This window comes from Hyphomonas sp. (genome assembly GCF_041398465.1).
Lineage (GTDB): Bacteria > Pseudomonadota > Alphaproteobacteria > Caulobacterales > Hyphomonadaceae > Hyphomonas.
The window spans coordinates 1,048,472-1,066,548 of sequence record NZ_JAWKUS010000001.1; the positions used below are offsets into that span (position 1 = coordinate 1,048,472).

Below are 18,077 nucleotides of genomic sequence, written 5' to 3' on the forward strand. Positions count from 1 at the left end.
TTATTCCTTTCCGGGTTGGGCCACATAGTCCGGATCGGCATAGGCGACGCTGTCGACCTGCATGATCCGGCTCTGAATTTCGTTGATGGTTGCGCGCGTTGGCTCCAGGCCGGGCGGCAGGCGGTATCCCAGCCGGATCTCGCCGGAATAGCTGGCCCCGACGAGCCGGAAATCCTGCAGCACGGGATAGCGCGATTGCAGATTGGCCCAGGCGATATCGGCGGCGGCGCGGTCGCGTTTGAAGTTGCGGGAGATGACATCGATCTCCGGCTCGCCCTTGATGCGGACGATATAGACGATCTCCGAGCCATCCTGACTGATCTGGGCGAGCTTCGTCTCCGCCGGAGTCTGCGTTTCGGCAGAGGCAGGCAGTTCCGCGGGCCGGACCAGGGGGAGCGCGTCGCCGGGGCGGAGTTCCGGAACAGGCTGCACCCGTTCACGCATGGCGGGCTGGGCCGCCACCTGCTGGGTGTCAGAGGCGGACCCGTTGGATCCGGCCATCACGAATATGCCTGTCGCCCCCGCCAGCATGGCGAGGCCCGCAAGTCCCAGCGGACCGCCAAGATGGGGAGGGGGCTGGCCGCCGCTCATTCAGTCTCCACCGCCGGATGTGCCGCCAGATACCGGCACGTTTGCAAGGTTCAGAATGCGTCCGCCGCAAGGGCGCCGGCACATGCCGTCAGACCCTTCGATCGGCGTCGTGCCCGGATAGTCGGAGCAAAGGCCTGCGCATTGCAGGTCCGTACGCGGATCGGTGGCGGCGAGCAGTTCTGAGACCAGCTCGTCGGATGTCGCCTCCGGATCGCGGGCCTTCAACAGGGCCAGGGCTGCCGAGACGTGCGGAGCCGCCATGGAGGTGCCCTGTTCATACGCGTAGTAGCAATCCTGCACCGCTTCACCGGTGACCGGGTCATAGCAATCGCTCGAGGCCTTGGTGGAGAGGATGCCGTCCGGACGCGAGTCGTTGTCGTCGTCGCGGGCCATTTCGCCGCCGGGTGCGAGAATGTCGACACCGTCACCGAAGTTCGAATAGGCCGTGATTTCGCCGAGGGCATTGCCGGCCGCCACCGAGATGACATTGTCACAGCCGCCCGGGGCGTAATAGGCCGTGTCGATGCGGGCATTGCCGGCAGCAGAGACGACGACCGCGCCGCGGTCCGTCACCGAGTCGATCGCATCCTGCAGAGAGGCCGGGCAGTATTCGAAAAGGCCAATCGACAAATTGATGATGTCGGCCGGATTGTCGTTCCAGACTTCGCTGCCGTCTTCGCCTTCGGCCGGGATGAGCCCGGCAGCCCAACGGATGGCATCGTTGATATCGGACAGGCGCCCACCACACTTGCCGAGGGCGCGGACCGGCACGATTTTCACGTTCCACGCGCCGCCTGCGACGCCAGCGCCATTGTTGGACGCGGCGGCGCCGATGGTTCCGGCGACATGGGTGCCGTGGAAGGAATCAGCTGATCCGGGCACGGCCGGATTGCAGAGGTCACCCGGGTCATTCGGGTCGGCGTCGCGTCCGTCCCCGTCATTGCCCATGCGCGGATCGGAGACCATGTCCCAGCCCGGTGCGATATTGGCCGAGGCCGCTATGTCCGGATGGGTCATCTGCAGGCCGGTATCGACCACGGCCACGACGACATCGGACGAGCCTTCGATGCCTTGTTTGGTCCAGAACTCCTGGAAACCGGCCCCACCCAGCGACTGGCCGGCGCCAGACCCTCTCGGCTTCATGTCCCATTGCAGATCCCAGAGCGGATCGTTCGGGGTGACTTCCGCGTTCACCGGGGTCGTCGAACCGGTGGAAGGCGTTGTGCCTGTCCCGGTCGTCGAGGAGTCCGATGGCGGACGACGAATGAACTGGTTCTCGAAGATGAAGTCCTTCTCGACATATTCAAACTGGCCGGAGGCGCGCAGGTCGTCGACAAAACAATTTGTCGCCAGAACGGGGTCTGCCTCGATGGCTGCAATGTCGTTCGGGTCCGGACATCCATTGCCTTCGTCGATGGCAAGGAAGCTCAGCGATGGATCCTTTGCGTCTTCCGGGGAGAACAGGGTCGGCCCGGCGCCTGCCACCTGGATCACCATCTGACCTTCGCGCGACAGGGTCACTTCGGCGTTCATCTTGTACTTGGCCAGCGTGTCCAGCATCACGGCGTTGGCATCACGCTGGGCGACGATGGCGTCGCGCGTGACAAGCGACCGGCGCGCAATCTTGCGGGCGGCCAATTGTTCTTCGGCCGGGGCAGCTTCCAGGGAACGCGGCTGCAGTGACCGGGTCCGCTTGAGCGGGGCGGGCTGCGACTGGGCCGTGGTCTCCAGCGCCCGGGTGGCTTCCTCGATTTGCTGCATCGATTGTTCGCGGGCTTTCGGATCCAGCTTCACGCGTGGGGCAATACCCATTTCCGGCTGGAACAGTTCCAGCGAGCGCGAGGCAGGCGCGCGGGCGGTTGTCTCCGAAGCGCCTGCGGCCGGTGGCTCGTCGAGGGCTTCTGCAAGAACGGCCTCGTCTTCGATGTAGAGATTGCCGTCGTCGATCTCCGCCATCGTTTCGGCGGGGGGAATGTCTGCAGGTTTGGCGATCACGGACAGGACGGCAAAGGCAGGCTTGTTCGTCGGCTGGCCTGAAATGTCGCTGATCACCTTGCCGGCAATGGCGCGGGCCTCGACCGGCACGGACCGCATCGGGTCCTTCTTGTCGGCATGATCGACGATGGTTTCGCCGGTAATCTGCTTCAGGGAGGCATCCGCGATCTCGCGGGCGCGCTCAAGGCGTTCGCTCTGACGGTCGCAGCCCGAGACAAGCAGCAGGCCGGTCAGCGCTACCCCGAACAGGAGACGGGCTGATTTGGTGGACTGGTTCGACATGAGAACGTTCCCCGTGAATTTCTCAAACAACATCCCAGCCTGCCTAAATTAACCCTATGGAAAGATTATGACGCCGTTTCCGTCCTGTCCAACCCAAAGGCATTTAAAGGCTGGCCAAAGCGGCGAATGATCACGCTCCGGGCCCTCCTGCTGACGCCGGGTGATATCCCGGCGAGATAGATTTCCTGTCTGGACAAGCCCCGTGACGCGGCAGATGAAGGGGCATGAGCGAGGGGAACAAGGAACCGCCAGACATGTCGCGCCCGGACCGCCGCGGCGCTTTTTTCCTGTTGTTTTTCTGCCTGATGGCCATCGGCGCCGGGAACACGATGCTGATGGCAGCCGTGCTGCCGCCCCTTTCCCGTGAAGTCGGCCTGCCGGACTGGATGGCCGGGGCCGTGTTTGGCCTGTCGGCCTTTTTCTGGTCTGTCTTTTCGCCTGTCTGGGGAAAACGTTCGAACCAGTATGGCCGCCGGCCCATCGCGGCGCTGGGGCTTGCAGGCTATTCGGTGTCGATGCTGCTGCTGTTTCTGTCGGGGCTTGCCGCCAAGACCGGGCTGATCACCAACGCTCTCGTGATTTTTGCCTGCCTGGCCATTTCCCGGTCGTTCTTCGGCATATTCGGATCAGGCGCGAACCCCGCTGCGCAGGCCTATGTCGCCGACCGGACAAGCCAGGCCGAGCGGCGCGACGAGATCGCCTTTATCTCCTCCGGGTTCAGCGTCGGTACCGTGGTCGGCCCGGCATTTGCCGCCGCGCTGGTCGCCTTTGCGGGCATTCTCAGCCCGCTGCTGCTGACCTCGGTCATCGCGGCCATCATGGCAGCGATGATCTGGTTCCGCTTGCCGGAGCAGAAAGAGCCAATCACCGACGCGACACATCTTGACGTCGAGACCAATGCCCGCGGTCTCTGGCATTCGCGGGACGTGTTGCCTTTCCTCGTCTTTGCCGTCTGTCTGTCTCTTGCGACGGGCATCCTGATGCAGGTCTTCGTCTTTGCGGTCATGGACAAGCTGAATGTCGCCGGGACGCAGGCGGCCCAGTATACCGGCCCGGCTTTCACGGTCGGCGCGATGGCGGTGCTTCTGGCGCAGCTGGTCCTGATCCCGCGCCTCAAGCTGCGTAACAAGACGCTGATGTGGGTGGGCTGCATCCCGCTGCTCTGCGGGGCGCTCCTGATGATCGTGGCGCAGGATTTCGCCACGCTGGTCATGGTGCAGTTCCTGCTGGGGCTCGGGCAGGGGCTTGCCCGGCCCGGCTTCTCCAGCGGCGCATCGCTTGCCGTGTCACCCCAGCTTCAGGGCAATGTCGCAGGACTGGTCATTTCGGCAAACGGGATGGGCTATATCGTGACGCCCTTCTTCGGCCTGTTCGTCTACCAGTATATCGGCGCGAACATTCCCTTCATGATTGCCTCGGGCCTGCTGATCTTCATGGGCCTCTACGCCTATTACGCCCTGCGCGACGGCGTTGGCGAATTCGATCCGGAAGAAGACCTCTGACGGCCTAGTTGGTCGACGCTGTGCCGACCGTCTGCCCGGTCACCAGCGCCAGCATGTCCTTGGTCGGATAACCGTCTGCCACCACGCCTTGCGTCTTCTGGAAGCCCTGCAGCGCGGTGCGCGTCTTGCGGCCCGGAATGCCATCCACCGTGCCCGCATCGAAGCCACGCGCATTGAGGCTCGCCTGCAGGATCTTGATCTCGGCCACCGTCAGCGGCTCGATCTCTGTCGGCCAGACGGCGACCGGCACTTTCTTGCCGGTGAATGCGTCTCCCGAAAGCCCAACCGCGAGCGCATAGGAGTCGGCGTTGTTGTACTTCTTGAACACCTTGAAATTATTGAAAATCAGGTATTTCGGTCCGGTCGCACCCGCGGGCAGCCACAGTTCGGCATATTCGGCGCCGCCGGTCTGGAAATCGCCGCCGCGGATCGGAATGATGCCATAGCTGCGCCAAGTCTCCATCCGGCGCTCATTGCCGTCGGCCAGCGAAAAGTCGAAGCCCGACGGAACGATCACTTCGATGCCCCAGGGCTGGCCCGGCGACCAGCCGGAGGACTTCAAATAGTTGGCAGCCGAGGCGAGCGCGTCGCCTTCATTCTTCCAGATGTCCTTTTCGCCATCGCCGTCGAAATCTGCGGCATAGGCATAATAGGTCGACGGCATGAACTGCGTCTGGCCCATGGCGCCTGCCCAGCCGGCGATCAGCTCGTCGCGGTGCGCATCGCCGCGCTCGACGATCTTCATCAGCGTCAGCAGCTCGCGCTCGGCGAACGTCCTGCGGCGGCCTTCCACGGCCATGTTGGCCAGCGTGTTGGGCCCATCGAAATTGCCGATGACCGCGCCGAAGGAGGATTCCATGCCCCAGATGGCTGCAATGTATTCGGCGTCGACGCCATATTTCGCTTCAACTTCGGCAAACAGTTCAGCTTCATTGTGAAGGTGCGAAGCGCCGTTGGAGACGCGGCTGTTGCCCAGTGGCACTTTCAGATAGTCCCAGATCGGTTTTGCGAACTCGGCCTGATCGCCGATGCCGACAGCGGCTGTCTGGAAAGATGAGCCGAGGTAAAGGTCCAGCGGCTTGATGGATTCCAGGAAGGATTTGACCAGGGCCCGGTCATGACCTGCGGCGACGGCGCGGGCGGAAAAATCGTCTCGCCAGGCGTCCATGTCACTGTTTCCAGTGGATTTGTAGCTGATCGGACTTGTGTCCGGCGCAGGCTGGCTGGGGGCGGGCGGCGGAGAGGCCGGTGTGCCCGGAGAGGCCTGCGGACTATGGGCGCAGGAGACCAGAAGGCCGGCCAGAATTGCCGCACCGGCTATATGCGAGCGCGCGATCGCGAAGCGTGCCACTTTTGATGCTCCTGAAAACAGCCGCGCATGACAGCGCGCGTCCTTGACTCTGATGACCGGATTCATTACTCGCACCGCTTTCCAATTCCTTATGACCCACGGGGCCATCCCATGAAAGTCCGTTCGTCTCTCAAATCGCTCAAGTCGCGTCACCGCGATTGCAAGGTCGTGCGCCGCAAGGGCAAGGTCTATGTGATCAACAAGACCGATCCCCGCTTCAAAGCAAAGCAAGGCTGAGCGGAACGTGAATGGGCATTGAGGCGGCAAAATGACCGTCCGGATTGCCCTTTTCGATCTTGGACGGGTCGTGCTCGACTGGGAGCCGGCCCGTTTGTATTCTCGCCTCCTGCCTGACGCGGAAGAGCGCGAGCGATTTCTCTCTGAAATCTGTACGATGACGTGGCACACCCGCCACGATGCGGGCGTGAGCTTCGCCGACAATGCGCTGCCGCTGATTGCGCAATACCCCCAATATGAAACCGAGATCCGGGCCTGGAGCGGGTGCTGGATGGAAATGTTCGACGGCTATATTGATGGTACGCCGGCCCTGATCGACCGCCTCGAAGACCGCGGCGTGCCGCTTTACGCCCTTTCCAACATGCCCTCCGAGACCTGGCCGCTGATGCTGGAGCATTTCCCACTGTTGAAGCGCTTCCGCCACACAGTTGTTTCCGGCGATATCGGCCTTGTGAAGCCAGACCCGGCGATCTTCGCATACACGCTCGAAAAAATGGGTGGCCCGGCGCCGGACGAGGTGCTTTTCATCGACGACAGCGAGAAGAACATTGTTGCCGCCGACGCGCTCGGCTTCCGCACGCACCTTTTCCGTTCTGCCGGGGGGCTGGAGACCGCCCTCAAGGCAGAAGGCCTTCTCTGACAGCCTGACAGAAAGAGGACATTGCCCGGCCGCATTGGACGGGTAGTATCGCCCCATGCTGAGAGCCCTCCTCCTCGCCATTGCTTTCATGGCCGCCGGTCTGCCCGCGCTAGCCGTGCCGACGGACGAGATGTTCGACAAGCTGAAGAACGCCCCCAGTGAAAGCGAAGCCAACGATGCCGCGCAGGACATCTGGGCGTCCTGGATGGAATCGGGCTCAGCCACGGTGGACATGATCATGGAGCGCGGTGTCGAGGCGCAGATGATCGGCGATGCGGAAACCGCGCGGAAATTTTACGACCGCGCCATCATGATCAAGCCGGACAATCCGCAGGCCTGGTTCCGCCGCGCGGGCATCTTCCTGGCTGAAGAGAATTTCCCCGAGGCCCTGCGGGACCTGAACGAGACGCTGAAACTGGAGCCGCGGCATTTCGGGGCCTGGTCCGGCCTCGGTTCCATGTTCGAGACGATGGGTGCCAATGACCAGGCGCTGGAAGCCTGGCGCGAGGCTCTGGCGATATATCCTTACATGCGGGACGGGCTGCAGGCTGAGAAACGCCTCGCCAAGATCGCCGAAGGGCAGGGGCTCTGAGGCCTTGCTGACGGCAGCGGCCATCACGCTGGCGGGCCTCGGCGCCGCGGTCGGTCTTTCTTCCGGCGCCTACACGTCCCGTATTCACAAGGCGCACCCGGCCTCCGGGCGGCGGATCGAAGTCGGCGGCTATGGCATGCATGTGCTGGAGGCCGGCAAGGCGGGCCCGCCGATCCTGATGATCCACGGCGCCAGCGCCAATGCGCGTGAGTTCACCTGGACGCTGGCGCCGAAGCTCGACCAGGATTTCCGTGTGCTGATGGCGGACCGGCCGGGACACGGCCATTCCCGCCGTCCGCCACGCGCCGAGACCCTCGCCGTGCAGGCCGCGCAGATGGCAGGCGTGCTGGAGAAACTTGTGCCGGAAGAGCAGGCCATCGTGGTTGGCCACTCCTTCGGCGGCGCCGTGGCGCTGCGCCTCGCGCTCGACCGGCCGGAGCTGGTGAAGGGCCTCGTCCTGCTGGCGCCGGTGACGCATGATTGGGGCGGCGAGGGCCATGCCTGGTACAACCGCTTTGCGGCTTCGCGCCTGATCGGCCCGGCTTTCAGCCAGGTTGTGCCGTTGGTTGGACCGTCACAAGTGGGAGCTGGCATCGGCGGCGTGTTTGATCCGTCGCCTGCGCCGGAGGGGTATTTCGAGAAGTCCGGCATCGGCCTCCTGTTCCGCCCGGCGGCTTTCCGGGCAAATGCCCGCGACGTGCGCGTGCTGGACCGGGAACTGGCCGCCCAGTCGAAGCGCTATGGCGAACTCGCCGTGCCCATTACCGTCTTTTCCGGCAGCAAGGACACGGTGATCACACCGGCGAAGCATACCGCCCGCCTCAAGAAACAGGCTGACATAGACCTGGTCATCCTGCCCGAAGAAGGCCACATGCCGCACCACAATTTCGGGGATGATGTTGCCGATGCCATCCGGCGTCTGGCCAGCTTGCCCGGGAGCCGCTAAGACGCGGCTCCTTTCATTTCCAATTCCGATTCTGCCGCCCGCCGGCCAATAACTGGAGTTCCTCATGGACGACGCCCCGATCGAGAACCTCACCGAAGCCAGCCGCGAGAAACTGCGCCAGACGGTCGCCAAGATCGAGCGCCTGGAAGAAGAGAAGAAAGAGGTCGCCGAGCAGATCAAGGAGATCTATGCCGAGGCCAAGGCGTTCGGCTTCGACACCAAGGCGCTGCGCCAGGTCGTGCGTCTGCGCAAGATCGACAAGTCGGACCGCGAAGAGCAGGAAATGATGCTCGAAACCTATCTCATCGCCCTCGGCGAAGCCTGAGGCTTTGTAGAAATTCACTGATCGGGATAGGCTTGGCCCATGGGCCGGGATGTCGACGAACGGAAGAAGCGAGCTGCGCTGCGCAAACTGCGCAAGGCGGCCGAGCTTGCCGAACAGGGCAAGGGCCCACCCCTGTCCGACTGGGAGCGTGAGTTCCTGGAAGAAGTCGAAGAACGGATCGAGAAATACGGCTCTGCCTTCGCCGACCCGATGAAGGGCGATGAGGGCGAGGCGCTGTCGGCCCTTCAGCAGGTGAAGCTGAAAGAGATCGACAAGAAGGCCCGCGGCAAGGCCCGGAAGGGCTTCAGCCAGAAATCCGCCTCCGGAAAGAAGTCTCAGAAAGGCAGCTTGGCAAAGCGCGCCCCGCCGCGGGTGCGCCAGATCGATGACGACATTGAGGATGACGTTGCGGCCGAGGCCGAGGAGGCGCCGCCGTCGCCTGCGCCTGCGCCCCGTGGCAAGCCGGTGTTGAAGGCGGTTCCCAAAAGCGAGTCGTCCGACCCCGCGCCTGATGCGTACAAGGACCAAGCCCCGAAATCACGCCCCGCCGGGCGGCCGGTTTTCCGCGTGATCGACGGGGGCAAGGACGGGGCCTGATACCTGGCTCCGGACGAAGGGAGCTGGCTCATGAAGACTGTCATCATCACAGGGGCTTCCACGGGGATTGGGGCAGGGGCCGCGTGCTACATGGCGGCCAAAGGCTGGCGCGTCTTTGCCGGGGTCCGCAAACATGCCGATGGCGAAATCCTGAAGCTGAAGGCGACAGGCGATTTGCGCCCGATCCTCCTTGATGTGACGAAACCGGATCAGGTGGCCGCTGCCGTAGAGACCGTGTCTGGGGCACTTGATGGCGAGTGCCTCTCCGGTCTCGTGAACAATGCCGGCATCGCGAAGATGGGCCCGCTGGCGATCCAGCCGATGGAGGATTTCCGCGCGCAGTTCGAGGTGAACGTGTTTGGCCTGCTCGCCATGACGCAGGCCTGCGTGCCGCTGCTCGGCGCTGACCCGGCACGCACGGGGCCTCCCGGCCGCATCGTCAATATCACCAGCGTCGGCGGCAGGTTGTCCTCGCCGTTCCTTGGCGCTTATGCCGCGACCAAGCATGCTGTGGAGGCGATGACGGACACGCTGCGCCGGGAACTCGTCATCTATGGTATTGATGCGATCGCTATCGGTCCGGGCTCCGTCAAGACACCGATCTGGGACAAGGCCGAAGCGGAAAACACCGATAGCCCCTATGCCGCCAGCGACTGGGGAGATGCCCTGAAACAATTCGAACAGGTCATGCTGTCCGGCGGGCGTTCCGGCCTGACGCCGGAAGAGGTTGCCAGTTACATCGAAACTGCGCTGGCCGCAGACAAGCCGAAAGCGCGCTATGCGCCAGTGCCGGACAAGCTGACGAACTGGACCATCCCGACGTGTTTGCCGAAGCGCATGCTGGACGGGATTTTCTGGAAACGCTTCGGATTGAAAAAACCGTGACGCCCCTGTCAGGTTTCGCTTGACGGACCGCACGGAACCCTCGTGCATGATGCCTTCACGATAAGGGAGGAAACATCATGGCGGATCTCAGCGGCAAGGTTGCCGTAATCACGGGTGCAGCAAGCGGCATTGGCCTGGCAGGCGTGGAGACCTTTGTGGAGGCCGGCGCGAAAGTCATCGCTGCCGACATCCAGGACGAAAAGGGCCGCGCGCTGGAAACGCGCTTCGGGACGGACAAGGTCCGCTACATCCATTGCGACGTGATGGATCTCGCTGAGCTGGAAGCCCTGATGGACGGCGCGGTCAGCCATTTCGGCAAGATCGACGTGGTCTGGAACAATGCCGGCAGCGGCGGCACTCCGGCGAATGTCGAAGAGCTGGATGAGGAAGGCTATGACATGACGATGGACCTGCTTCTGAAGCAGGTCTTCTTCGGCACGAAATACGCCGTCGAGCGCATGAAGGAGACCGGCGGCGGTTCCATCATCAACACGTCCTCGATCAGCGCGCTGGAAGCTGGCTGGGCGCCGATCACCTATTCCGTGGCCAAGGTGGGCGTTGCGCACTTCTCGCGCATCGCTGCCGCGCAGGTCGCCAAGCACAAGATCCGCGTGAACGCGATCCTGCCGGGCTTTATCGCCACATCCATCTTCGGCGCCTCGCTTGGCATGCCGCGCGAAGTGGCCGACCAGATGGCGGAAATGCTGGCCCAGCAAGGCGGCTCGATGCAGCCGGCCGGACGGACGGGACAGGGCAAGGACATCGCCGAAATGGCGGCGTTCCTCGCCTCCGACGCAGCCGGTTTCATCACCGGCAGCCAATTCACCGTCGATGGCGGCATCACGATTGGTCCGCGGCATTCGTGGGACGAGTCGGCTGGCGGCCCGGTCCTCGAAGCGCTGGGTATTACGCCGGAACAGGCCGAACAGATGGCCGAGGCCATGAAGGCCCAGCAGGAATAGGTCAGCGGCGCCTGTCCGGGTCGAGGCCGGGGATGGCCTCGACAGCGGACAGCAATTCCTGCAGGGAGGCGGCTCGGATCACCCGGCGGCCTTTCTCGTCCGACAGGGCAAAGCCCTCTTCGGTCTTGAACAGCGGGAAGCGGCGCCAGTGGGCGCGGGTGCGGAAGATCCAGATCTGATCGGGGGACTCGCCCGCAGCGGCCCATCCGGTCCACATATGATCCGGCGGCAGGCTGCGCCACAGGGCGTCGATCTCGTCGACTTCGGAAGGCGTAAAGGCGGTCATGGCAGTCAGTCCCGATCAATCAGGTATTTCCGAGGTTAGTGCGGCTGAGGCGCCCCGCAACCTGGAAGGTGCACTCTGGATGACGGCGTCCGGCTTCGTCTTCACCGCGTTCCTGACCCTGTCAAAAGTGCAGTCGGCGGAATTCGATCCTGGTTTCCTCGCCTTCTTCCGTTCCTTCATTGCCTTGATCCTGACCCTGCCGGTGATCCTGCAGCAGGGCTGGGGCATCATGCGCATCCACCAGCCGGGTCTCGTCCTGTTGCGCAGCCTGTTCGGCACGATGGGGTTCATCTTCGGCTTCTATGCGGTCTCGGCCCAGTTCGGCCTGCCGCTGTCGGAGTTCAATGCGATCAGTTTTTCCCGCGCCATGTTCATCACGGTGCTGGCGGCAGGGCTGCTCAAAGAGACGGTCGGCTGGCACCGCTGGGGCGCGACGCTGGCGGGATTTATTGGCGTTCTGGTCATGACCCAGCCGCAGGCAGGGGTCAGCTTCGGGACGGTCCTCGCGCTGGCGGCGGCGTTCTGCATGGCCGGGGCGATCACGCTGGTGAAGCTGCTGTCGCGCAATCACAAGCCCGTTACGCTGCTGATCTGGGCGAATTTGCTCTCCTCGGCGATGCTGCTGCCACTGGCACTTTGGAAGACGCCGGAAGTCATGCCGTCATGGCAGGACTGGGCCATGATCACGCTCATGGGCGGCTGCGGCGTGGCCGGTCAGTATTTCTACATCCGGGGCATGGCGATCGGGGACGCCTCGTTCCTGTCGCCGATCGACTATCTGCGCCTGCCCATGGCTGCGACGGTGGACTGGCTGTTGTTCAAGGCCCTGCCGGGACCGTGGACCTGGGTTGGCACTGCCATCATCATCGGTGCGACGGCCTATATTACGCTTCGGGAACAGCATATGCGGCGGCGCGCCAGAGGGGGCTGAGCCCGGATTGAAAGTCTTTCCTTGTGAATAGTGGCGAAATCGTTCATTGATCACGCCAGAAAAGGGAGACTCGCATGGCCAAAGTTCTCGTCACTGGCGCCACCGGCTTTATTGCCGGTCATGTCATCCACCAGCTGCTGGAAGCGGGCCATGAAGTAAGGGGTACGGCCCGTTCCGCTTCCAGGGAAACACCCCTGAACACGATTTTGAGCGATTATGCCGGCAAGCCCGTGCACATCGAGATCGTCGAGGCGGACCTCTCCAGCGATGCCGGCTGGGCTGAGGCGGTGGAAGGCATGGACTATGTCCAGCACCTTGCCTCACCCTTCCTGGCGGTGATGCCGAAGGATCCTGAGGAGATGATTCGCCCGGCGCGCGATGGCGCCCTGCGCGTGCTGAAGGCCTCAAAGGCGGCGGGTGTGAAACGCGTGGTGATGACGTCCTCCATGGCGGCCATCGCCTATGGCTGGGGCGATGCCCGGCCCAACCCGCTCACCGAGGAACACTGGTCCAATCCCGACAACCTCAAGGACAATACGGCCTACACCCGCTCCAAGACGATCGCGGAGAAGGCGGCCTGGGACTATATGGCCGGGGAGGGCGCGGGTATGGAGCTCGCCGTCATAAATCCGTCCGCCGTTCTCGGGCCGGCGATGAGCGCGGATGTCTCTACGTCCATCCAGATCATTACCCAGCTGATGACGGGCAAAGCGCCGGCCTCTCCGCGGGTCGGTTTCTGCGTCGTCGATGTACGCGATGTCGCCGATGCGCATGTGAAGGCGATGACCGTGCCGGAAGCGGCCGGCGAACGCTTTCTGGCGTCCGGCCGGTTCATGTGGATGAGTGAAGTGGCGGACGTGCTGCGCGAGCAATTCCCCGATTACCGCAAGAAGCTGCCGAAGGGCGAACTGCCCGACTGGCTGCTGAAGGCGCTGACACTGGTGAACCCGCCCCTGAAGGCCGTCGTGCCGGAACTTGGCCGGGAGCGGCATTGTTCCAACGAGAAAGCCCGCCGCGTCCTCGGCTGGACGCCGCACACCGAAGAAGAAGCGATCATCTCGAGCGCGCAGAGCCTGGTCGACCTGAACGTGATCTAGGCCTCGTTGCGGCCCCGGAAGGTTGCGCCGGCAGAAATGAAGCTGGCGGCCGCGAGAATGGCGGACATGACGCCGTTCCACCCGGCCATGGACAGGCCCAATATGTAGAAGGGCGCATCGGTGCAGGACGGTACGGTCATCGGCCGGTCCAGCGAGTCCATGTTCATGAGATCGATTTCGCCGCCGCCTGCACAGCCGGTCGGGGGCGGGAAAATCTTCCATTCGACGCCAGAATGGTAGAAGGCGACCACGACGCCGACACCGAAAACAAGGCCGATCAGCACATTCAGCGCCACCAGGAAACGCCGGGTCGGCCGCAGTTTCCAGAGGGCGAGCCCAGTCAGAGTCATGGCGATCAGCGCCCAGTAGACCTCCCGCTGGCGCAGGCAGAGCGGGCAGGGATAGAGCTTGCCGAAGGTTTCGAAGGCGTGGGCGACCGCAAGCATCAGGGCGGACACCACCATCGCGGCGACCGGCCATTTCCAGTCCTTGAGAAGACCTTGAAGGAAGCTCATCGCCGGCACGCTAGCATGCAGTCACGCCAGCAAAAGTGCGGCGCAGCGTCACGAGCCTAACAATCCCGTGAGCCAGTCCTTTCCGAAATGGATGGCGGCCAGCACCGCGGTCGGTCCCAGGATCAGCAGCGAGGAAACCCAGACAAATCCGAGGACAGCGCCGATGATGACAAGGAAGCCGTCCCGGTTGATCAGGCCGAAGGCGGCCAGCGCGACGGCAAAACCGGGAACGGTGTTGGTCATCGGCAGCGGCACCAGGATCGATGCGCAGAAGATGCAGAGCACAAAGCCCAGCAGGCGTTCCGAACGTGGGCCCGTGATCATCGTGAAACGGGGCTTGGAGAAATTCTCCACCCAGCCCAGCCATTTGCGGCCCCCTTCCGCCATGGCGATCAGGCCCTTGCGGTCGATCTTACGCTTGCCAAGGGCATCCGGCAGCCAGGGTTGCTCATGGCCAAGGGCCATCTGCACGGCAAGGGCCATCATGGGCAAAGAGACAACCTGCGGCACGCCATAGAGGAACGGAATGCAGCAGGGCAGGGCCAGCAGGAACAGGCCCGCGCCGAACGCACTCTCGTCCAGATGGTCAAAAATTTCCCGCAGCGTGTACCCGTCTTCCGGCGCGCCGGCGGCCATGGCCTCGACGATCTGGAGCAGGGTTTTTTCGGTTTCCGCTTTGGTGACACTCATGCGTGTTCAATACGTCCTGTAATATGCAGCCCGGGATAGATTGACGGGCAGGCCCTGCTCGGGCAGGAGAGCCTTCCCGATAAGGGCCTCTGTGGCGGAATTGGTAGACGCGGCGGATTCAAAATCCGCTTCTGGCAACAGAGTGCCGGTTCGAGTCCGGCCAGAGGTACCAGCGTTTGATCGCGCCATCAGTATTCGTATTTCTCCACCCGGGTCAGATCGATGATATAGGCAGCGTCCGCGAGGTCGCTTTCCTGTTTCTGTGCATGAAGTGTGCCTTCGATCCAGACCGCTTGCGGCAGGTCCTTCAGCAGGATCGGATCTTCAGTGCGCACGAAAATGGTCTGGTTCGGCGGCGGCGGCGGTGCGTGGATACATGCGCCGAAATAGGGCACCAGCAGGAATTCGCGGATCTCGGCCTTGGCGTCGTATGAAAACGGCACGGTGTAGCCGGGCATGCGGATCTTCTTGCCGTCGAACGTGTCGACGGTATTGAACGAGCCGATCTGCATGGCTGTATCGGCGGCAGAGCCTTCCTGAATGGAATAGAGCGTCGCCATCTGGGCGGCGTACATCTTCTGCAGACGCTCTTCCTCGCCTTCCGGCATCAGGTCTTCCCAGCTGATTTCGGTGACGCCGCGGGCCTTGATCTCTTCCTGTTCCTTCAGGGCTGCAGCTGCTGCGGCTGCAACGGAGGAGTCTTTCGCGGCCTGTTCGGCTTCGCTTTCACCGATCTTGTCGCCGACCTGCGGGCCTGCAGGCTCGGCTGTGCTGACTTTGGTCTCAGCTGGCGCTTCAGCCGGCGTTTCCGCATCAGCGGGGGGTGCCGTGGCCTGGCCACAGGCGGGTGACAGGCTGATCAGGATGAGGGCGGGGAGGATGAGGGAACGCTTCATGACTGTTTTCTTAGGCTTTCAGGGAGGGATGTGCCAGACGGGTTTGACAACCTTGCTACAACTTCACGGACAGGCCGTCTGCGAGGGACCTGCGGAAAGCGGCCCAGGCTGGGATGGCCCCGGCGAGAAGGGATGCGCCGGTGACGGCCAGCAGCGTCAGAAGGTCTGTCATGCCGGGCCCGGTTCCGCCAAGGGAAATGCCATATCGCTGCATCACGATCGGTCCCGCGATCAGGATCAGGACGTGGACGATCACAATTCCCAGCAGGGCGCCGAGGAAACCGATCAGGCCGGCCTCCAGTGTCAGCAGGCCGAATATGTGTCCCGGCCGGGCGCCGACGGCCCGGAGGATCGACATTTCGCGCCGCCGCTCATTTAGGCTGGTCAGGATCGAGGTGAGGATGGAAACAACCCCAACCGCAATCACGAAGATGGACACGGCCAGCAAGGCGCGCTCTGCCATCGCCGTCACGCTCCACAGCTCGGCCAGCGCCTCGCCGGGAATGATCGCCATCAGTGGTTCGCTCTTGTTGGTGTTGATCTCGCGCCGGGTGCGCAGGATCGTGCCCTTGCGCTTCAGGCCCGCATAGACCGCCGTAATCGTCTTGGGCGTCAGGTTGAAGCTGCGGATCATGTCTTCCGTGATCGTATCGGCCAGCGGATTCTTCGCCCCGGTTTCCCAACCGACATGGATCGCCGTGATGGCTTCCAGTGAAACGATCACCGTACGGTCGACCGGTGTGCCCGTCGGAGCCAGAATTCCGACAACCCGGAATGGCCGGTTCTCATGGCCCGATCCGAAATCGGCTTTGCCAAGCCCATGCGATAGGACCAGTGGGCTGCCAATGTCATAACCAAGCTCGCGGGCGACATCCGCGCCGATCACGGCGTCGAACAAGTCGTCCATTTCCACGCCCTTGGCAAAGCGCAGCGGCTGGCCGCGGCCATACTGGTAGTGTTCGAAATAGGCATGGTCGGTGCCCATCACGCGGAAGCCGCGATGGCTGTCGCCAAGGGAGATCGGCACCGTCCAGGCGATGTCGTCTCGCGCGGCGAGTTCCTGATAGGTGGGCCACGAAATCTCGGCCGTCGCATTGCCCATCCGGAAAACCGAATAGAGCAGGAGGTTCACGCTGCCTGTCGGGGCGCCGATGATCAGGTCTGTTCCGGAAATCGTGTGGCCGAAGCCTTCGCGCGCGCCCGTGCGGGCCTTGTCGACACCGAGGAACAGCGCGACTGACAAGGCAACGGCCAGCAATGTCAGCATCACGGAGGCGCGCCGGTTCAGCAGGCTTTTCCAGGCAAGGGCAAACAGGGCCTTCATGCGCTCACCCCCGCTCTGTTGATTTCCGAAAGGTCGACCGCCCGGTCGAACTGGCGGGCGAGGCTGGCATCATGGCTGACGAACAGGAGCGCAGCGCCTGTGCGCCCGGCCTCTTCGCTGAGAAGCTCGATGAACCGGTCGCGCACATCGGCGTCGAGGGCGGAGGTCGGCTCGTCCGCGATCACGATGTCCGGTCCGCCCATCAGTGCGCGGGCGGCGGCGACGCGCTGCTGCTGGCCGACCGAGAGGTCGGAGACGCGCCGGTCCAGCAGGGTTTCATCCGTCAGACCAAGCCGTCCCAGCAGGCGGCGGGCTTCGCCTTCCGTATCCTTGCCGACTTTCGCCCGCCGGGCAGGGGAGAAGTGCAGCGGCAGTGTGACGTTCCCGGTGACCGAGAGATACGGCACCAGATTGAACATCTGGAAGATGACACCGAGATGATCTGCCCTGATGCGGTCGCGCTTCGCGGCGCTGAGTGCGGCCATGCCGTTGCCCAGTACTTCGATCGTGCCGGTCTCCGGGCTGAGGACGCCGGCGATCAGGCCCAGCAGGGTGGATTTTCCGGACCCGGACGGTCCGCGCAGGAACAGTTTCTCGCCCCGGGCGAGGGTGAAGCGGTCGATATCCAGCACCGGTGGATGTCCGGGCCAGGCAAAGCGGAGGCTTTCTACCCGGATGGCATCCGTGCTCGGGGCGTCAGGCAACATTAGTCGAAATCGATCTCTGTATCGTTGGGGGTAAGTTCCTTGGCGACCTGCTGGCCCTCGGGGCCGAGATAGATCGCATCGATGTGTTCGAACGCCGGATAGAGCTCGAAGACGTGTACCAGCATGCCCTCCACCCGGTCGATCTTCTTGCAGCGCCAGACGACCGACACGGTCATCGCGCCGTGGGAGCCGTCCGTGCGGCCGGTGATCGAGCGTTCCGTCTCTTCGCAGGTGGTCGGACCGACCGGCTCGACGATCCCTTCGGCATATTTCTCGGCCTTCGGGCCTTCGGGCACTTTCGTTTCCGACAGGCCGAAATTGGCGAGCGGCGCATCCAGGCTGACGGTCAGAAAATCGTCTTCCCGGGTGATGGCGAGGTCTCCGCCGCCATGAACATGCGGCTCACCGGCGTGGCCCTCGGCATCGTCATGTGCCTCTTCAAGCTCGGCAACAGCTGCCGTGACGGCGACGCTTTCGGGCATGTCTGCTGCGGCGGTGTCAGCTGGAATTTCGGGCGCGGGAGGAGGCGGTTCGTAGGGCGCTGCGGCGGGGCTGCAGGCGGCAAGTCCCATCAGGCTGGCGACGGATATGGCCGCAACCGGCCAGAAACGGATTGAAATCATTGTGGGCCTCCGGTGTGCGCCACACAGGGGATAAGTGCAGAAAGGTCAATAATTATTGTCGCGAAACCGATAGTGATACTATATCACATTTAATCAAGGCGGG

General features: G+C 63.2%; 21 protein-coding genes and 1 tRNA gene. 12 read left to right on the forward strand and 10 right to left on the reverse strand.

Annotation, left to right across the window (positions count from 1 at the left end; translation table 11 throughout):
- Entirely contained in the window at nt 1–591 is a 591-nt protein-coding gene (locus tag R3C98_RS05195) for a hypothetical protein (protein WP_371313049.1), read from the reverse strand.
- Complete coding sequence (locus tag R3C98_RS05200; RefSeq protein WP_371313050.1) at nt 592–2,868, reverse strand: S8 family peptidase; 2,277 nt, start codon at nt 2,866–2,868, stop codon at nt 592–594.
- Nucleotides 2,869–3,092: 224 nt separating this feature from the next.
- Here R3C98_RS05200 and R3C98_RS05205 point away from each other — a divergent pair, with 224 nt between their 5' ends.
- Entirely contained in the window at nt 3,093–4,370 is a 1,278-nt protein-coding gene (locus R3C98_RS05205; RefSeq protein ID WP_371313051.1) for an MFS transporter, read from the forward strand.
- Between the two features lie 4 nt (nt 4,371–4,374).
- Here the strand turns inward: R3C98_RS05205 and R3C98_RS05210 are convergent, their stop codons facing one another.
- Complete coding sequence (locus tag R3C98_RS05210; protein WP_371313052.1) at nt 4,375–5,721, reverse strand: lytic murein transglycosylase; 1,347 nt, start codon at nt 5,719–5,721, stop codon at nt 4,375–4,377.
- 111 nt (nt 5,722–5,832) lie between these two features.
- Between R3C98_RS05210 and ykgO the strand changes: the two genes are divergently transcribed.
- The 8 genes from ykgO (at nt 5,833) to R3C98_RS05250 (ending at nt 10,905) form a co-directional block, all read left to right on the forward strand.
- On the forward strand, nt 5,833–5,958 hold the full coding sequence (gene ykgO, locus R3C98_RS05215) for a type B 50S ribosomal protein L36 (protein ID WP_034762314.1): 126 nt from the start codon (nt 5,833–5,835) through the stop codon (nt 5,956–5,958).
- 31 nt (nt 5,959–5,989) lie between these two features.
- Nucleotides 5,990–6,598, forward strand: a complete 609-nt coding sequence (locus R3C98_RS05220) for an HAD family hydrolase (protein ID WP_371313053.1) — start codon at nt 5,990–5,992, stop codon at nt 6,596–6,598.
- Between the two features lie 55 nt (nt 6,599–6,653).
- Nucleotides 6,654–7,190 carry a tetratricopeptide repeat protein gene (locus R3C98_RS05225; protein WP_371313054.1) on the forward strand — a complete coding sequence of 179 codons (537 nt, stop codon included), beginning with the start codon at nt 6,654–6,656 and terminating at the stop codon, nt 7,188–7,190.
- A 4-nt stretch (nt 7,191–7,194) separates the two neighbouring features.
- Complete coding sequence (locus tag R3C98_RS05230; RefSeq protein ID WP_371313055.1) at nt 7,195–8,136, forward strand: alpha/beta fold hydrolase; 942 nt, start codon at nt 7,195–7,197, stop codon at nt 8,134–8,136.
- A gap of 64 nt (nt 8,137–8,200) precedes the next feature.
- Nucleotides 8,201–8,461, forward strand: coding sequence for a DUF2312 domain-containing protein (locus tag R3C98_RS05235; RefSeq protein ID WP_034761343.1), 261 nt, complete (start codon nt 8,201–8,203; stop codon nt 8,459–8,461).
- 39 nt (nt 8,462–8,500) lie between these two features.
- Nucleotides 8,501–9,058 (forward strand): hypothetical protein, encoded by a 558-nt coding sequence (locus R3C98_RS05240; protein WP_371313056.1) that lies wholly within the window; start codon nt 8,501–8,503, stop codon nt 9,056–9,058.
- A 30-nt stretch (nt 9,059–9,088) separates the two neighbouring features.
- Nucleotides 9,089–9,943 carry an SDR family oxidoreductase gene (locus R3C98_RS05245; RefSeq protein ID WP_371313057.1) on the forward strand — a complete coding sequence of 285 codons (855 nt, stop codon included), beginning with the start codon at nt 9,089–9,091 and terminating at the stop codon, nt 9,941–9,943.
- Nucleotides 9,944–10,020: 77 nt separating this feature from the next.
- The gene (locus tag R3C98_RS05250; RefSeq protein ID WP_371313058.1) at nt 10,021–10,905 is read left to right on the forward strand and encodes an SDR family NAD(P)-dependent oxidoreductase; all 885 of its coding nucleotides are present in this window, start codon (nt 10,021–10,023) and stop codon (nt 10,903–10,905) included.
- 1 nt (nt 10,906) lies between these two features.
- Here the strand turns inward: R3C98_RS05250 and R3C98_RS05255 are convergent, their stop codons facing one another.
- Nucleotides 10,907–11,191: a hypothetical protein gene (locus tag R3C98_RS05255; RefSeq protein ID WP_371313059.1), complete on the reverse strand. Its 285-nt coding sequence runs from the start codon at nt 11,189–11,191 to the stop codon at nt 10,907–10,909.
- Between R3C98_RS05255 and R3C98_RS05260 the strand changes: the two genes are divergently transcribed.
- Both R3C98_RS05260 and R3C98_RS05265 read left to right on the forward strand, forming a co-directional pair.
- Entirely contained in the window at nt 11,190–12,122 is a 933-nt protein-coding gene (locus tag R3C98_RS05260; protein ID WP_371313060.1) for a DMT family transporter, read from the forward strand. The two genes, R3C98_RS05255 and R3C98_RS05260, sit on opposite strands and share 2 nt — an antisense overlap.
- A gap of 74 nt (nt 12,123–12,196) precedes the next feature.
- Entirely contained in the window at nt 12,197–13,219 is a 1,023-nt protein-coding gene (locus R3C98_RS05265; protein ID WP_371313061.1) for an SDR family oxidoreductase, read from the forward strand.
- On the opposite strand, the gene R3C98_RS05270 is transcribed toward R3C98_RS05265, so the two are convergent.
- Nucleotides 13,216–13,734 carry a disulfide bond formation protein B gene (locus R3C98_RS05270; RefSeq protein ID WP_371313062.1) on the reverse strand — a complete coding sequence of 173 codons (519 nt, stop codon included), beginning with the start codon at nt 13,732–13,734 and terminating at the stop codon, nt 13,216–13,218. The two genes, R3C98_RS05265 and R3C98_RS05270, sit on opposite strands and share 4 nt — an antisense overlap.
- Before the next feature lie 48 nt (nt 13,735–13,782).
- Nucleotides 13,783–14,424, reverse strand: coding sequence for an exopolysaccharide biosynthesis protein (locus R3C98_RS05275; RefSeq protein WP_371313063.1), 642 nt, complete (start codon nt 14,422–14,424; stop codon nt 13,783–13,785).
- Between the two features lie 85 nt (nt 14,425–14,509).
- On the opposite strand from R3C98_RS05275, the gene R3C98_RS05280 reads away from it, so the two are divergent.
- A tRNA-Leu gene (locus tag R3C98_RS05280) sits at nt 14,510–14,596 on the forward strand.
- Between the two features lie 16 nt (nt 14,597–14,612).
- Here the strand turns inward: R3C98_RS05280 and R3C98_RS05285 are convergent.
- The 4 genes from R3C98_RS05285 to R3C98_RS05300 are packed head-to-tail and all read right to left on the reverse strand — an operon-like array spanning nt 14,613 to nt 17,974.
- The gene (locus R3C98_RS05285; RefSeq protein WP_371313064.1) at nt 14,613–15,320 is read right to left on the reverse strand and encodes a DUF3299 domain-containing protein; all 708 of its coding nucleotides are present in this window, start codon (nt 15,318–15,320) and stop codon (nt 14,613–14,615) included.
- Nucleotides 15,321–15,375: 55 nt separating this feature from the next.
- A complete protein-coding gene (locus tag R3C98_RS05290; protein ID WP_371313065.1) occupies nt 15,376–16,644 on the reverse strand; it encodes an ABC transporter permease in 1,269 nt (422 codons plus the stop codon).
- Nucleotides 16,641–17,351: an ABC transporter ATP-binding protein gene (locus R3C98_RS05295; protein WP_371313066.1), complete on the reverse strand. Its 711-nt coding sequence runs from the start codon at nt 17,349–17,351 to the stop codon at nt 16,641–16,643. Before R3C98_RS05295 ends, R3C98_RS05290 begins: the two co-directional genes overlap by 4 nt.
- The gene (locus R3C98_RS05300; RefSeq protein WP_371313067.1) at nt 17,351–17,974 is read right to left on the reverse strand and encodes a DUF2796 domain-containing protein; all 624 of its coding nucleotides are present in this window, start codon (nt 17,972–17,974) and stop codon (nt 17,351–17,353) included. The genes R3C98_RS05295 and R3C98_RS05300 overlap by 1 nt, the downstream gene beginning before the upstream one ends.
- Nucleotides 17,975–18,077 lie beyond the last annotated feature (103 nt).